We start from the raw sequence: 16,085 nt of genomic DNA on the forward strand, positions 1-16,085 counted from the left end.
GGCTAGGTTATCTTTGTAGTTACAATTTCGGTGCCAATATTAACGCTATGAAATATAAGGGGATTTTATTAAGTGGGAATTCAGGTGGGCAAAAATTACATTTAAATGAGTATGAGTTACATGCTTGGGTTACATATGTAACAGGTACAAGTGACAGAGCTATAAAGCTTGCATTAAAAAGCCGACAAAAGCCGGCTTAGTATAAAAATGTTTTAGGTTACTTTTTCTTTTTAACCTTAGCCTTTTTCTTGGCTTTCATTTTTACTGGATCTTTACGCTTTTTAGCAGGTGGCTTAGCTTCTTTATGCTGTGGCTCGACACCTCTAATTACACGGCGTTTTAATTTTTGTTCAACGTAGCGCTCTACTTTATATAAAATACCAATATCGTGTGCTTCAACTAGCGATATTGCTATCCCTTTTTTACCAGCACGGCCAGTACGACCAATACGGTGTACATATACGTCGGCAGTACGCGGCATATCAAAGTTAATAACGTGGCTGATATCAGATACGTCAATACCACGTGCAGCTACGTCGGTAGCAACTAATATGCTTGTTTTGCCACTGTGGAAGTTTTCCATGGCTTTCATACGTTTGTCTTGTGGCATTTCGCCGCGTAACCACGCTGCTTTTACATCGTTAGTTGTAAGTTCGCCAATCAATGTTTCTAAGCGTTCGCGAGTTTTAACAAACACAATCGCTTTAGTTACGTCAGGATTTTTTAGCGTATTAACTAATAATTCAAGTTTGTGATGATAATCGTCGGCTAAATGTACCCATTGGTGAATTTTAGCCTTTTCTTTACGTGACGATTCGGCTTCTAATAGAGCTGGGTCGTTTAATGTTTTTTCAGCAAACCTTTCTACGCTGTCACCTTCAAGTGTTGCTGAGAATAAAAAACATTGGCGACGATTTTTAGCTTCGTCACAAATACGGCTCATTTCCTTTTTAAAACCCATATCTAACATGCGATCTGCTTCATCAATAATAAGCATTTCTACATGTTCAGCATGAAAGTTTTCGGTTTCTAGGTATTCCATTAATCGACCTGGTGTGGCGATTAAAATATCGTTATTTTTTTCAAAAATTTCTTTATGCGTGCCGTAGTTAATACCGCCTGTTACTACACCAATTTTTAGGTGTGTGCGTTTAGCTAGCAGTTCACATTGTTCATGAATTTGATAAGCCAGCTCACGAGTTGGGGTCATAACGAGTACGCGCGCAAAACCAGGGTCACGACGTGGGAAATCCAGTAAGTACTGAATAGCCGGAATTAAAAATGCCGCTGTTTTACCTGTACCAGTAGGCGCAGATGCTAAAATATCGCGCCCCTGTAGTGCTTCAGGAATAGCTTGTTGTTGAATGCTGGTTGGCGTCTCGTAGCCCATTTTATTAATGGCATCGAGTAGCTTGTTATCAAGATCAAATTCAGAAAATTGCATAGAGTGTCTAAAATAAGGGACAATTACCCTGATTATACGCGCTATGCTGCGCTTGGTGAATGAAAAGGTGAAAAAATGTCTGGTTTTGTATTTAAACAATTTAAAGTTGAACACGACCACTGTGCAATGAAAGTTTCTACCGATGGCATTTTGCTTGGTGCATGGGCTAATTTAAGCGGCGTAAAGTCATTACTTGATATAGGCACCGGCACCGGCTTACTAGCACTAATGTGTAAGCAGCGCAGTAATGAGCTTGATATAACTGCGGTAGAAATTGACGAAAGCGCCTATACCCAAGCATTACAAAATGTAGCTAATAGTCCGTGGCCAACTATAAGTATTACGCACCAAACTATTCAGCGCTTTAGTAGTGAAGTTAAATTTGACGTGGTTATCTCTAATCCACCGTATTTTAATCACAGTTTAAAAGGCGATAATGCTGCGCGTAATGCCGCACGCCATACCGACGGATTAAGTTTTGAAGAGTTAATTAATGCCTTTAAACATTTAAGCCATAGTGGTTCCCGCTTTAGCTTAATACTCCCAAGCGTTGAAGGCGCATTATTTATTGAGCTTGCTATTCAAAATGGGCTTTATTTAAATACTCATTGCCAAGTAAAATCCACGCCCAACAAAGATATTAGCCGCAGTTTAATGACATTTAGCTACGTAAAAAGCGATATAGAATCATCAACCCTGTGTATTAGAAACTTAGATAATACCTACACTGCTGATTATATAGCCCTGTGCAAAGCATTTTATTTGAAAATGTAAATTGCCTAGTTATGTAGGTTATCTAGTAATAAAGGATAATTTACCTATTATGCATACGTATTCAATTTTTATTTAATCAATTACCAATCTAGTGTTAACCACTTGTAAATAACATCGAGTAGTTGTTTTGCTCGCTCAACAATTGGATCACACACTATGAAACTCAATAAAATAATCACCACCGCAGGTTTAAGCCTAGGATTGCTCTTACCTAGCATTGCGACTGCTACGCCCACCACATTTGTACATTTGTTTGAATGGAATTGGCAAGATGTAGCGCAAGAATGTGAGCAATACCTAGGACCAAAAGGCTACGCTGCAGTACAGGTCTCGCCACCTAATGAGCACATTACAGGAAGCCAATGGTGGACACGTTATCAGCCAGTAAGTTATGAACTGCAAAGTCGTGGCGGAAACCGTGCACAGTTTATCGATATGGTAAATCGCTGTAGTGCAGCTGGGGTTGATATTTACGTTGATACGCTTATTAACCATATGGCAGCAGGAAGTGGCACAGGCACAGCCGGAAATAGCTTTGGTAATAAAAGCTTTCCTATTTATAGCCCACAAGATTTTCATGAAAGTTGTACCATTAATAACTCTGATTATGGCAACGATCGCTACCGAGTACAAAACTGTGAACTAGTTGGACTTGCCGATTTAGATACCGCTTCAAACTATGTGCAAAATACCATTGCAGCATATATTAACGACTTACAAGCTATTGGCGTAAAAGGCTTTCGGTTTGATGCTTCTAAACATGTTGCAGCAAGCGATATCCAAAGTTTAATGGCCAAAGTAAATGGCTCGCCAGTGGTTTTTCAAGAAGTGATCGATCAAGGTGGGGAGGCTGTTGGTGCCTCTGAATATTTAAGCACAGGTTTAGTAACTGAATTTAAATATAGCACTGAGCTTGGTAACACTTTTAGAAACGGCTCGCTTGCATGGCTGAGTAATTTTGGCGAAGGGTGGGGCTTTATGCCAAGCTCTTCTGCGGTGGTTTTTGTAGACAATCACGACAATCAGCGCGGGCACGGCGGCGCTGGCAATGTTATTACCTTTGAAGATGGCCGCTTATATGACTTAGCCAATGTATTTATGTTGGCTTATCCGTACGGTTATCCAAAAGTAATGTCGAGTTATGATTTTCATGGTGATACAGATGCTGGTGGGCCAAATGTACCGGTACATAATAATGGTAACTTAGAGTGTTTTGCGAGTAATTGGAAGTGTGAGCATCGCTGGTCATATATTGCAGGCGGGGTCGATTTTAGAAATAACACCGCCGACAATTGGGCAGTAACAAACTGGTGGGATAACACAAATAATCAAATTTCATTTGGCCGAGGTAGCTCGGGTCATATGGCTATTAACAAAGAAGACTCAACACTTAGTGCAACTGTGCAAACCGATATGGCGTCAGGGCAATACTGTAATGTGCTAAAAGGCGAACTGTCAGCTGATGCTAAAAGTTGTAGTGGTGAGGTTATAACGGTTAATTCCGACGGTACTATTAATCTTAATATTGGCGCTTGGGATGCGATGGCAATTCATAAAAATGCCAAGTTAAATACCAGTTCTGCCTCAAGCACTGAAAGTGACTGGCAGCGAACGGTTATTTTTATTAATGCACAAACACAAAGCGGACAAGATATGTTTATCCGTGGTGGAATTGACCACGCTTATGCAAACGCAAACCTTGGTCGAAATTGCCAAACAAGTAATTTTGAGTGTGCAATGCCTATTCGTCATAACAATTTAAAAAATGTCACAACAAGCCCTTGGAAAGCAAATGATAACTACCTTGATTGGTATGGTATAGAAAATGGGCAAAGTAGCAAAGCAGAAGGTTCTGCTACCGACTGGACAACGAACGTTTGGCCAGCAGGTTGGGGCGCTGAAAAAACGGTAAACACAGATGGTTTTGGTGTGACACCTTTAAATATATGGGGCGAACACTATTGGATGCTTGATGTAGATATGGATTGCAGTAAAGCGGTTAATGGATGGTTTGAACTAAAAGCATTCATTAAAAATGGCCAAGGATGGGAGACAGCCATTGCACAAGACAATCCACTTTATACAAGTACTAATCATATGGCGCAATGCGGAAAAATTAATAAATTTGAGTTTAATAATTCAGGTGTAGTAATTCGTAGTTTTTAAAAGTAAGCAAAAAAGCTCATATGAAAACCTAAACTAATGATTATTAGTTTAGTTTTTTATTTTATGTACAGCGCTTTAATAGTGTGTTTATAAATCACCTGATATGATTTAGCCATTGGCCACTTAATTTAAAAGGCAACACAATGAAAAAGTTAAATAAATTAGCATTACTTAGCACGTTAGCAGCCACCATTTTTGCAAGCCAAGGTGTGTTTGCTGCTATTACGCCTGTAGGGCTTTGGAAAACAATTGATGAGGATACAAACCAAGCTAAGTCGTATGTACGTATTACCCAAACCAACGGTGTATTAAGCGGCAAAGTTGAAACCATTCTTAACCCGGCAAAACAAAACGATATATGCAGTAAATGTGATGATGAGTTAAAAGATCAGCCTATTTTAGGAATGACTATAATCACGGATGTAAAAGCACAAGATGATGGCGTTTGGGGAGACGGTGAAATACTCGATCCAACAAATGGTAAAACCTACACTTTACAACTAACCCCGCAAGATGAAGGTAAAAAGCTCGAGGTACGCGGCTACATTGGCTTTTTTTATCGAAACCAATATTGGCTAAAAGTAGAGTAAGTTTTACTACTTATTTAATCACTGGGCGTTAAATAATTAAGCATTAACTGAAATCATTTTTGCGCTTTGCCTTTCTTACTCACTAAGCCAGCTATATTTAATTGGCATTCAATTTTGAGTAAATAATAAAGGAAAAAAGATGATTAAGTACATAGTTGCTTTAATAATGCTTAGCGCACTGTTAATAAGCGGTGGGGCAAATGCAAAGGATGATGCTGTAAATACGGGTTGGTTTAATAACACGGCTATTAAAGGGTACGACAGCGTTGCTTATTTTACGCAAAATAAAGCCGTTAAAGGCAGCGACAAATACACGTTTAGTTATTTAGGTGCCAACTGGCACTTTTCGAGTGAAGAAAACAAAACGACATTTGCAGAAAATCCAAAGCGTTATGCACCGCAATACGGTGGTTGGTGTGCTTATGCAATGGCTGATGAAGGTAACGCTGTAGGTATAGACCCAGAAGCATTTTATATTCACGAAGATAAGCTTTACTTAAACTATAGCGAAAGCGTGCAGCAAAAATGGTTAAGTAATTTACTACCGTACATTGTTATGGCAGATGGGTACTACCCACAAACAACCAATGTGATGACGTTTCAATAAATTACTCATATTACTAATCAAAAGCCCGCAACTAAACTAGTTGCGGGCTTTTTGCTTTTTATTTATTAGCTTATTAATTAAAGCGTTTCGCCGTATTCAGTCATTACCTGTTCAACCCATGTTGCAATGCGCTCGTCGCTTAGCTCGTATTGACTGTCTTCGTCGAGCGCGAGTCCTACAAACTGTTTACCATCAGGCGTTAATGCTTTTGAAGCTTCAAACTCGTAACTACTGTCGTTTGGCCAAAAACCAAGTTGAGTAAATGTTTGCGTATTTATTTCGTCGTGTAGCATGCCTAGCGCATCTTGAAACCACTGCCCGTAACCTTGCTGATCGCCCATGCCAAATAAAGCAATGGTTTTACCATTTAGGTTTACGTCGGCTATGTCGTCCCACTTTGACTCCCAGTCTTCTTGTATTTCACCAAAATCCCATGTTGAAATACCAAAGATGATAAAGTCATACTGCTCTGCATTTTTTAGTGGCTCGTCTTTAATATTGTGCAGGGTAACTATATCGGCACCAATAATGTCGCGAATCTTTTCTGCTGCCATTTCGGTGTAGCACGTAGTAGAACCAAAAAATAAACCAATTTGCATCGTATTTATCACTGTGTAATTGCCTGATATGATAGGCTCAAGTTTACCGTAAGGTATTTTTAATTGATACCTTAGCAAAGCATGAGAGCATAATGTGACAACGCTATCTGACGATTCTTTTGAAAATAACAGCAGTATGAGCAGTAATAGCGACTACCTAGAAACCTTTTTAGATAGCCTGTACTTAGAACAAGGCGTAAGCGAAAACACATTAAGTGCTTATCGCAGTGATTTAGATAAGTTTTGCCTATTTTTAAAGGGCGAAAATTTAATGACGGTAACAGGGCTTGATGTTGAAAGTTACTTAGCGCACCGAGTCGATTTAGGCTTAAAACCACGCAGTACTGCACGTAGTATTAGTGCGTTAAAGCGTTTTTATCAGTACTTTGTGCGCGAAAAACTAATTAGCGACACCCCCATGCTAAATATTTCTCAGCCAAAAGCAGGGCAGTCGTTACCTAAAACACTCTCAGAGGCCGAAGTTGAGGCATTATTAAATGCGCCTAATACCGAAGAAGCGATGGGACTGCGCGATAAAGCCATGCTAGAGCTACTTTATGCAACGGGTTTGCGTGTAAGTGAGCTTGTTGGACTGCGCATGGAGCAAATTAATTTGCGCCAAGCAGTGGTGTTTGTAAAAGGTAAAGGTAATAAAGAGCGCTTAGTTCCACTGGGTGAAGAAGCCATGTATTGGCTTGAGCAATTTTTAAAGGGTGGGCGTGCGCAAATGATAAAACATGCCACCGATTTTGTGTTCCCATCTAAACGCGGAGTAGGCATGACGCGACAAACCTTTTGGCATAGAATTAAACACTATGCTATTTTGGCAGCAGTTGAGTCTCCATTATCGCCCCATACTATGCGCCATGCTTTTGCTACGCACTTATTAAATCATGGGGCAGATTTACGTGTGGTACAAATGATGTTGGGCCATAGCGATTTATCGACGACGCAAATTTATACCCATGTTGCCAATGAACGGTTAAAGTCGGTACACGCAGAGCATCACCCGCGTGCGTAAGTTTGAAAGTAAATATCATTAAGCCGGTCAATATATTAAGTATTTTTAGGATAGAGAGAAGTTATGAAAAAATTAATGTTAGCAGGTGCCATGTTGTGCACAAGTATTAGTGCATTTGCAAATGGCGTTGCTGTAACACCAGATGCTAATGATCCTATTATTACTAAATTTGCCGAGCTTGGTGTAACTGTAAAGCAAATTAATCCAAGTCCAGTAACGGGTTTAAAAGAATTGATTACTAATAAGGGCGTGCTTTACGCAAGTCCAGACGGTCAATATTTAATGCAAGGTACGTTAATTGATTTAAATAATCGTAATAACCTAACAGAGCAAGCATTAAATGGCGTGCGTGTTGAAGGTCTTAAAGAATACGAAGAATCGATGATTGTGTACAAAGCGCCAAACGAAAAACACAGCATTACTGTATTTACCGACATTAGCTGTGGTTACTGTCGTAAATTACACCGCGAGTTAGACGATTTACTTGATGCGGGTATTACCGTTAAGTACTTAGCGTTTCCACGTGGTGGCTTACAAGGTTCAGGTTACGCAGATTTAATGAACGTATGGTGTGCACGCGATCAGCAAGAAGCACTAACAGAAGCTAAATCGGGCACAAGCACTAAAGTAGTTGCAGGCTGTAGCGCACCGGTTGCAGAGCATTACCAATTAGGTCAAAGCTTTGGTATTAGCGGCACACCCGCTATTATTTTAGAAGATGGTACAATGATCCCTGGTTACCAGCCAGCAGCAGCACTAAAAGCAGCATTAGAAGCTAACAAAGCGTCGTAATTAAACGCTTAGTTATTATTAAAAAGGCCTTAATGGCCTTTTTTTGTCTTTTTAATACGACTCAATAAGTTAAAACCCTGCATGAAAAAACTAATCATTGCGCGTGAAAACGTTGACGACTCGCATCTGCCGAGTAATTTACACCCTGTAATTAAACAAATTTATGCTAACCGCAATGTATTCAATGCCGAAGAGCTAAATAACAGCGTAGCTACGCTTCACGACTTCAAATTGTTTAAAGACATCGACAAAGCCAGCGACTTATTAATTGAAGCATTAAAAGCGCAAAGCCAAATATTAATAGTTGGCGACTTTGATGCCGATGGCGCAACAAGCACTGCAACATTAATGCAAGGCCTTGAGATGTTTGGCTTTAAACATTTAGATTACTTAATTCCTGACAGGTTTAGCTTAGGATATGGCTTAAGCCCCGCGCTTGCTGAGCAAATAGTACAAATAAAACCTGATTTAGTGATCACCGTAGATAACGGCATATCGTGTATTGCCGGTATTGATATTTTAAAAGCGGTTGGCATAAAAGTGCTGGTAACAGATCACCACTTACAAGGTGAGCAGCTGCCAAATGCAGATGCAATAGTAAATCCAAATAGACATGAATGTGATTTTCCGTCTAAATCTATTGCAGGCGTTGGCGTTGCTTTTTACTTATTAATAGCGCTGAGAAGCGTAATGCGAGATTTGGGTTATTTTGAGCAACAACCACCACCTAATTTAGCTAACTTGCTCGACATTGTAGCGCTTGGAACGGTTGCCGATGTAGTGGCACTTGATGCAAATAACCGTACCTTAGTACACCAAGGTTTAGCACGTATTCGCAGTGGTAAAACACGCCCAGGCATTACCGCGCTTATTGAAGTGGCTAACCGCAATGCTGCCCGCTTAAGCGCAAGCGACTTTGGCTTTTCACTTGCTCCGCGTTTAAATGCAGCAGGGCGATTAGACGACATGAGTTTGGGTATAGCGTGCTTGCTTAGCACCGACATAAACCAAGCGCGTAGTATAGCTGGCGAGCTCGATAGCTTAAACTTTGCAAGGCGCGAAATAGAACAAGGCATGCAAGCCGAGGCGCAAGCCGTGCTTGATAGGCTCGCATTTAGCGACGATAACATTCCTGATGCTATTTGTTTGTTTCAAGACGATTGGCATCAAGGTGTTATTGGGATTTTGGCTGGTCGCTTAAAAGAAAAATACCACCGCCCTACCGTTATATTCGCTGGTGGCGAAAACGGTGAAATTAAAGGCTCGTGCCGCTCTATTGAAGGGCTACACATGCGCGATTTACTCGAAGGGCTTAATACAGCCGACCCACACTTAATTAATAAATTTGGTGGCCATGCCATGGCAGCCGGCTTAAGTATTAACGAGCAACACTTTAACGACTTTAAAAAAGCGTTTGATGCCGCCGTTAGCGCGCAACTGAGTGAAGAAAGTAAACGCTGTATTGTATTTACCGACGGTGAGCTGCCAAACGACTGCTTTACGATGGAGTTTGCTCAGCTATTAAAGCAATCGGGCCCGTGGGGGCAGCAATTTCCTGAGCCGGTGTTTGAGCATACCTTTGAAGTAATACAGCAGCGCATAGTAGGCGAAAAGCATTTAAAGCTCGTGTTAAAGCACCAATCTGGTCGTTTAGTTGATGCCATTGCTTTTGGTATTGATGTAAAAGAATGGCCTGATACTGAGGCGAAGTTTGTAAAAGTAGCGTACCAGCTCGATATAAATGAGTTTAGAGGTAAATTTACGCTGCAATTAATAGTTAGAGAGCTTGAAAAAGTACACTAAAAAATATGTAATATCATGCATAAAATGCTAATAAAGCGCGCGGTTTTTTGTTAAAATCGGGCGTTTTTATCATTTGACGATAATTTATTGCGAAAATCCCATTTAAAGGGGCGCAATTACCTAGCCATTTTGGAGTGATGTACATGTTTGAAGTGAATCCTGTGATTAATCAAATCAAGGAAATTCGCGAACGTACTGAATTGCTTCGGGGGTACCTTTGACTACGCTCTTAAACAAGAACGCTTAGAAGAAGTTAACGCCGAGCTTGAAGATTCAGCCGTGTGGAATGAGCCTGAACGCGCACAAGCGCTTGGCCGTGAAAAGTCAGCATTAGAAGCTGTTGTTGAAACAATCGACAACCTTGTAGCCGGTACTGATGATGTTGAAGGCTTACTTGAGCTTGCTGTAGAAGCTGAAGATCAAGATACCTTTGACGAAGCGCAAAGCGAATTAACTGATCTAAACGAACAGTTAGAAGGTTTAGAGTTTCGTCGTATGTTTTCAGGTCCTCATGACTCAAACGATGCGTACCTTGATTTACAATCAGGTTCTGGCGGTACTGAAGCACAAGACTGGTGTAATATTCTACTTCGTATGTATTTACGTTGGGGCGAGGCTAAAGGCTTTAAAGTTGAGCTAGTTGAAGCGACCGACGGTGATGTTGCTGGTATTAAAGGCGCAACTGTCCGCTTTGTTGGCGAATACGCTTACGGTTGGTTACGCACAGAAACTGGTGTACATCGCTTAGTACGTAAAAGCCCATTTGACTCAAGTGGTCGTCGTCATACTTCATTTGCTTCTGCGTTTGTATACCCAGAAGTTGACGATAATATTGAAATTGATATGAATCCGTCAGACCTGCGTATAGACGTTTACCGTGCATCTGGCGCGGGTGGTCAGCACGTTAACACCACCGAATCGGCGGTTCGTATCACTCACGTACCAACAAATACCGTAGTGCAGTGTCAAAACGAGCGTTCGCAGCATAAAAATAAAGCCCAAGCGATGAAGCAGTTAAAAGCTAAATTATTTGAGCTTGAGCTACAACAGCAAAATGCTGAAAAACAAACGCAAGAAGATGCTAAATCTGATATTGGTTGGGGTAGTCAAATTCGTTCATACGTACTTGATGACGCACGGATTAAAGATTTACGTACAGGCGTTGAAAACCGCAATACCCAATCGGTACTTGACGGTAACTTAGATAAATTTATTGAAGCCAGCCTTAAATCTGGCCTATAACCACCAAGCTAATAAAGAGCTAAAAAATGACTGATAAAATCCAAGACGAAAACAAGTTAATCGCTGAGCGTCGCGGCAAGTTAGACGCTATACGCGAAAATTGCCCAGCCAACGGTCATCCAAACCAATTCCGTCGTGAGCATTACACGGCTGATTTGCAAGCCCAGTTTGGTGATAAGAGCAAAGAAGAATTAGTAGAGATGCAAGAAGTTGTGTCTATCGCTGGCCGTATTTTAGCAAAGCGTGGACCGTTTTTTGTAATCCAAGACATGAAAGGTCGCGTACAAGCGTATGCATCTAAAGATGTTCAAAAAGATCTTAAAGAAAAATATGGTCAACTAGACACTGGCGATATTATTGGTGTTAAAGGCGCATTAAATAAATCAGGTAAAGGCGATTTATACGTAGAAATGACTGAGTACCAACTATTAACTAAGTCACTTCGTCCGTTACCAGAAAAATTCCATGGCTTATCAGATCAAGAAACAAAGTACCGCCAACGTTACGTTGATTTAATTACTAACGAAGCAACGCGCGAAACATTCCGTATTCGTTCACAAGTAGTTGAAGGCATTCGTCGCTTTTTAGCAGACCGTGACTTTATGGAAGTAGAAACACCAATGCTACAGGTTATACCTGGCGGTGCATCTGCACGTCCGTTTGTAACTCACCATAATGCGCTTGATATCGACATGTACTTACGTATAGCGCCTGAGCTTTACTTAAAGCGCTTAGTGGTAGGTGGTTTTGACCGTGTATTCGAAATTAACCGTAACTTCCGTAACGAAGGGTTATCTACGCGTCACAATCCAGAATTCACAATGATTGAATTTTACCAAGCATACGCTGATTACATCGACCTGATGAACATCACCGAAGACATGCTTCGTACGGTTGCAGAAAACGTACTAGGTAGTGCAGTTGTAGTTAATACAACTAAAGACGAAAACGGCGAAGTAATTGACTCAGTTGAGTACGACTTTGGCCAACCGTTTACACGTTTAAGCATGAGCGATGCAATATTAAAATATAACCCTGAGTTTGATGCTGCGGTATTTAACGACCCAGAAAACCACTTTGACGAATTAAAAGCGTACGCTAAACAAGTGCACGTTAAAATTCCTGAAAATTGTGTTTGGGGCCCAGGTAAGTTCTTGTGTGAAATATTTGAAGAAACAGCAGAGCACATGCTTATTCAACCTACGTTTATTACTGGCTACCCGTGGGAAGTTTCTCCACTTGCACGCCGTAACGACGAAAATGCATTTGTTACAGACCGTTTTGAATTTTTTGTTGGCGGTCGTGAACTTGCAAATGGTTTCTCTGAGCTTAACGATGCACAAGACCAAGCTGAGCGCTTTACTCGCCAAGTTGAAGAGAAAGACGCAGGCGATGATGAAGCAATGCATTACGATGAAGACTACATACGCGCACTTGAGTACGGCTTACCGCCAACTGCAGGTGAAGGTATTGGTATTGACCGTTTAGTAATGTTGTTTACTGACTCATCTACAATTAAAGACGTTATTTTGTTCCCGCATATGCGTCCACAAGCTGACTAAGCTTTGGGTAGAACAAAGTAAGTTAATAAACGCCGCTTAATAGCGGCGTTTTTTTTGCTTTGCATTAGTATTTTAATTAATAAGTACTACACTAAAAATTAAATGTAGTTATTAGTGCTGGTTAATGTGCAATTCAGCTTCGCTAATTTATTGTTATTGGAAGTTTTTAATATTAAAACTAACAGTGCTATAACTTTTTAGTATGATTGTTTTTTAAACATATGTTGTATTTATGTAAAGGTTTTAGCTAGAATACGCACGAAATTTACACTGCTTGGTATTTAGCAGCTAAATATAGATTCTTAAAGGACTTAGAATAATAGTATGAAAGACAAACGAGTAGATGATTTATCAGAAGAATGCACATCAGAGCAAGAAAGAAATGCTTACTACCGTGCTTGTATTGCTGAATTTCAACAATTAGGTTACCAAGAACAGTATTTGGCTCAGTTAACTGATGACTTAGTTCCTGTGCTAGGTGTTAATCCTTCAAATAAAAATACGTAACCCGCTTAAATTTCAAACTAATTACACTTTTAAACCAAGCATATGTGCAATCTATAACCATATAGTCGTTTTTGGTAGAAAAGTGTTTGACATATTTTCTGAAATCTTTATTATACGCCCCACAAGACGGAGAGGTGTCCGAGTGGCCGAAGGAGCTCCCCTGCTAAGGGAGTATAGAGTTTGTAGCTCTATCGAGGGTTCGAATCCCTCCCTCTCCACCATTTATTTTAATGGCGTGTTTTGTAAAGTTTTAAAGTATGGGTGCATAGCTCAGCTGGATAGAGTACTCGGCTACGAACCGAGCGGTCGGAGGTTCGAATCCTCCTGCGCCCACCATACTTTAATAACTCGCTTAGAGTCTAAATAAGCAAAAGCTCTACTTAGAGTTAAAATAAGTAAACTATAAAGTGGGTGCATAGCTCAGCTGGATAGAGTACTCGGCTACGAACCGAGCGGTCGGAGGTTCGAATCCTCCTGCGCCCACCACTTTATAGACTCATACTTAGAGTATAAAAAAGTAAAGTGTTGGCTAAAGCCAAACGGTCGGAGGTTCATTCTTACAAGATACGTCCTGCGCCCACCACTTTATAGACTCTCACTTAGAGTAAAAACAAGTAATAGTAAAAATGAAAGTGGGTGCATAGCTCAGCTGGATAGAGTACTCGGCTACGAACCGAGCGGTCGGAGGTTCGAATCCTCCTGCGCCCACCACTTTCATATTTTCATACACTTTTAAGTGTAAGAAAAATAAACCGATGGAAATCGGTTTTTTTATGTCTGAATTTATACGCTCTGCTTAGAGTTTAAATAAGCAATCTATGAAAGTGGGTGCATAGCTCAGCTGGATAGAGTACTCGGCTACGAACCGAGCGGTCGGAGGTTCGAATCCTCCTGCGCCCACCACTTTCATAAACAAGCCGACATTAAGTCGGTTTTTTTGTGCCTAAAATAAAGTGAAATGTAAACTACCACTCCTGTAGCCGCAGAGCTTGCTCGCGTGAGAAGCGCCAGCTTCTAATTGAATAAACTCACAGCACAATACATTTACGAGCGTTGCTCGTCGCGTCAGCAAGCTGTACGCCTACAAGTAAAAACAGCCCTAATCCTTAAATTCAAACTCCGAGTTTATTCATTCGTTGTAGACGCTGAGCTTGCTCGCGTGAGAAGCGCCAGCTTCTAATTGAATAAACTCACAGCACAATACATTTACGAGCGTTGCTCGTCGCGTCAGCAAGCTGTACGCCTACAAGTAAAACCAGCCCTAATCCTTAAATCTAAACTCCGAGTTTATTTATCCGTTGTAGACGCTGAGCTTGCTCGCGTGAGAAGCGCCAGCTTCTATTCCCCCCTTAAAAATATAATTTATAAGATTTTATTCGTTGGCAACGCCAGAAATAAGTAATTTATTCACAAAGAGTTTAAGAGGCGCTGCGCTTTTAGAGGTAGTAATAAAGCTAAGTTAAACTAATAAACCCGGGCTTATGTCTTCTCATTTACTTCTCTTTGTGTAATAGATCTTTAAGTGGTTCATTGACCAAGAAATTAAATAACTAGAAGCGTTTAGCTCTAAGAAGGTTAAATACGGTCTTTAAGCTTAAAATGGGAGGTGGTATTTTCAAGTAAAACTAGCTCTAATCTTTAAATCTAAACTCCGAGTTTTATTCATCCGTTGTAGACGCTGAGCTTGCTCGCGTGAGAAGCGCTGTATCTGCTCAAGCCCACTAACCTTTTTCTAAAGCTGCTCTTTAATATTACCTATGTTATTTTAAACGCCTTGTTTAAAAGGATATTGCAGTATGTTTAAAACCCTATTTATTACGTTATTTTTTATTTTTAGCGCTATTTTTATTTCCAGCACACAAGCCAACAAAGCCAATAACTCTCCTGTGGTAGGTGCGCAGCAATATGCTAAATATTTACCACAGTTAAAAAATAAACGTGTAGGGTTAGTAGTCAATCAAACATCAACTGTAAGGCAAGCTCACTTAGTAGATGCTCTGCTGACTAAAAATATTAATATAACTAAAATTTTTGCACCTGAGCATGGCTTTCGCGGCGATCACGATGCGGGCGCGCATGTAAAAAATGCCGTTGATAGCAAAACCGGTATTCCGCTTATTTCTATTTACGGTAAAAATAAAAAACCAAGCCAAGCTGCTTTAGCTGATGTTGATGTCATTATTTTTGATATTCAGGATGTGGGAGTGCGCTTTTATACCTACATAAGCTCTATGCACTACATGATGGAAGCCGCTGCAGAGCAGGGGATAGAATTTTTAGTACTCGACAGACCCAATCCAAATATTGCCTACGTTGATGGGCCAATATTAGAGCCAGAATTTAAATCGTTTGTAGGCATGCACCCAATTCCTGTGTTACACGGCATGACGGTTGGCGAACTTGCTAAAATGATCAAGGGCGAGGGCTGGATCAATAAAGCGCCCGATTTAAAATTAACCGTGATCCCTGTTGATCATTACACTCGCAAAAGTACATACAGCTTGCCTGTAAAACCCAGCCCTAACTTACCTAACGATCAAGCCATTGCGCTTTACCCGTCGCTTTGCTTTTTTGAGGCAACGCCTATCAGCATTGGTAGAGGCACCGACTTTGCATTTCAAGTAATTGGCTATTCGCCAGTTGCATTAGGTGATTTTAATTTTACACCGCGTGCAATTAAAGGGGCTGCTTTAAACCCTAAATTTAAAAACCAAACCGTACAAGGGCTCGATTTAAGACAAGCAAATATCACAGGCCTAAATTTAACTTACTTAATAAATGCGTACACGGAGCTTAGTAAAAGCAACATCTCGTTTTTTGAGCGCGCTGATTTTATGGATAAACTAGCGGGTACTAATAAATTGCGCTTAGCTATTGAAGCAGGGCAATCAGAGGCGCAAATAAAACAAAGTTGGCAGGCGGGGCTTGCGCAATTTAAAGCGCAAAGAGCGCCTTACTTGTTATATAAATAAGGGCTA

General features: G+C 40.6%; 13 protein-coding genes and 5 tRNA genes. 16 read left to right on the forward strand and 2 right to left on the reverse strand.

Features of this window, described 5'->3' with window-relative positions; genetic code table 11:
- Positions 1-217 precede the first annotated feature (217 nt).
- Positions 218-1,444, reverse strand: coding sequence for an ATP-dependent RNA helicase SrmB (gene srmB / locus CXF89_RS01685; protein ID WP_007376476.1), 1,227 nt, complete (start codon positions 1,442-1,444; stop codon positions 218-220).
- 75 nt (positions 1,445-1,519) lie between these two features.
- Here srmB and CXF89_RS01690 point away from each other — a divergent pair, with 75 nt between their 5' ends.
- The 4 genes from CXF89_RS01690 to CXF89_RS01705 all read left to right on the forward strand — a co-directional run bounded on the left by CXF89_RS01690 (position 1,520) and on the right by CXF89_RS01705 (position 5,581).
- Positions 1,520-2,218, forward strand: a complete 699-nt coding sequence (locus tag CXF89_RS01690; RefSeq protein ID WP_121953630.1) for a tRNA1(Val) (adenine(37)-N6)-methyltransferase — start codon at positions 1,520-1,522, stop codon at positions 2,216-2,218.
- A 156-nt stretch (positions 2,219-2,374) separates the two neighbouring features.
- Positions 2,375-4,384, forward strand: a complete 2,010-nt coding sequence (locus CXF89_RS01695) for an alpha-amylase (RefSeq protein ID WP_121953631.1) — start codon at positions 2,375-2,377, stop codon at positions 4,382-4,384.
- A 143-nt stretch (positions 4,385-4,527) separates the two neighbouring features.
- Positions 4,528-4,974: a DUF2147 domain-containing protein gene (locus CXF89_RS01700; RefSeq protein ID WP_076925105.1), complete on the forward strand. Its 447-nt coding sequence runs from the start codon at positions 4,528-4,530 to the stop codon at positions 4,972-4,974.
- Between the two features lie 139 nt (positions 4,975-5,113).
- Positions 5,114-5,581, forward strand: a complete 468-nt coding sequence (locus tag CXF89_RS01705; RefSeq protein ID WP_121953632.1) for a YHS domain-containing (seleno)protein — start codon at positions 5,114-5,116, stop codon at positions 5,579-5,581.
- Between the two features lie 77 nt (positions 5,582-5,658).
- Here the strand turns inward: CXF89_RS01705 and fldB are convergent, their stop codons facing one another.
- Complete coding sequence (gene fldB / locus CXF89_RS01710; RefSeq protein ID WP_002961415.1) at positions 5,659-6,180, reverse strand: flavodoxin FldB; 522 nt, start codon at positions 6,178-6,180, stop codon at positions 5,659-5,661.
- 94 nt (positions 6,181-6,274) lie between these two features.
- On the opposite strand from fldB, the gene xerD reads away from it, so the two are divergent.
- The 12 genes from xerD to CXF89_RS01770 all read left to right on the forward strand — a co-directional run bounded on the left by xerD (position 6,275) and on the right by CXF89_RS01770 (position 16,079).
- On the forward strand, positions 6,275-7,201 hold the full coding sequence (gene xerD, locus CXF89_RS01715; protein ID WP_024590718.1) for a site-specific tyrosine recombinase XerD: 927 nt from the start codon (positions 6,275-6,277) through the stop codon (positions 7,199-7,201).
- Positions 7,202-7,264: 63 nt separating this feature from the next.
- Positions 7,265-7,993: a bifunctional protein-disulfide isomerase/oxidoreductase DsbC gene (gene dsbC, locus CXF89_RS01720; protein ID WP_007583768.1), complete on the forward strand. Its 729-nt coding sequence runs from the start codon at positions 7,265-7,267 to the stop codon at positions 7,991-7,993.
- An 81-nt stretch (positions 7,994-8,074) separates the two neighbouring features.
- Complete coding sequence (recJ, locus tag CXF89_RS01725; protein WP_007583770.1) at positions 8,075-9,796, forward strand: single-stranded-DNA-specific exonuclease RecJ; 1,722 nt, start codon at positions 8,075-8,077, stop codon at positions 9,794-9,796.
- 143 nt (positions 9,797-9,939) lie between these two features.
- Positions 9,940-11,038 (forward strand): peptide chain release factor 2 gene (prfB, locus tag CXF89_RS01730; protein WP_096058065.1). Its coding sequence is split into 2 segments (ribosomal slippage): positions 9,940-10,014 and positions 10,016-11,038, totalling 1,098 coding nucleotides; the frame shifts between segments, so codons are not numbered across the junction.
- Between the two features lie 26 nt (positions 11,039-11,064).
- Positions 11,065-12,600 carry a lysine--tRNA ligase gene (lysS, locus tag CXF89_RS01735; protein ID WP_007583775.1) on the forward strand — a complete coding sequence of 512 codons (1,536 nt, stop codon included), beginning with the start codon at positions 11,065-11,067 and terminating at the stop codon, positions 12,598-12,600.
- Between the two features lie 324 nt (positions 12,601-12,924).
- Complete coding sequence (locus CXF89_RS01740) at positions 12,925-13,107, forward strand: hypothetical protein (protein WP_010553261.1); 183 nt, start codon at positions 12,925-12,927, stop codon at positions 13,105-13,107.
- 128 nt (positions 13,108-13,235) lie between these two features.
- Positions 13,236-13,328: transfer RNA gene (locus CXF89_RS01745), tRNA-Ser, on the forward strand.
- 38 nt (positions 13,329-13,366) lie between these two features.
- Positions 13,367-13,443, forward strand: a tRNA-Arg gene (locus CXF89_RS01750).
- A gap of 73 nt (positions 13,444-13,516) precedes the next feature.
- Positions 13,517-13,593 (forward strand) — tRNA-Arg (locus CXF89_RS01755).
- 148 nt (positions 13,594-13,741) lie between these two features.
- Positions 13,742-13,818, forward strand: a tRNA-Arg gene (locus CXF89_RS01760).
- Between the two features lie 115 nt (positions 13,819-13,933).
- Positions 13,934-14,010, forward strand: a tRNA-Arg gene (locus tag CXF89_RS01765).
- Between the two features lie 893 nt (positions 14,011-14,903).
- Positions 14,904-16,079, forward strand: a complete 1,176-nt coding sequence (locus CXF89_RS01770) for an exo-beta-N-acetylmuramidase NamZ family protein (RefSeq protein ID WP_121953633.1) — start codon at positions 14,904-14,906, stop codon at positions 16,077-16,079.
- The last annotated feature ends 6 nt before the right edge of the window (positions 16,080-16,085 follow it).

This window comes from Pseudoalteromonas sp. MelDa3, assembly GCF_002863625.1.
Classification (GTDB): Bacteria; Pseudomonadota; Gammaproteobacteria; order Enterobacterales; family Alteromonadaceae; genus Pseudoalteromonas; species Pseudoalteromonas arctica.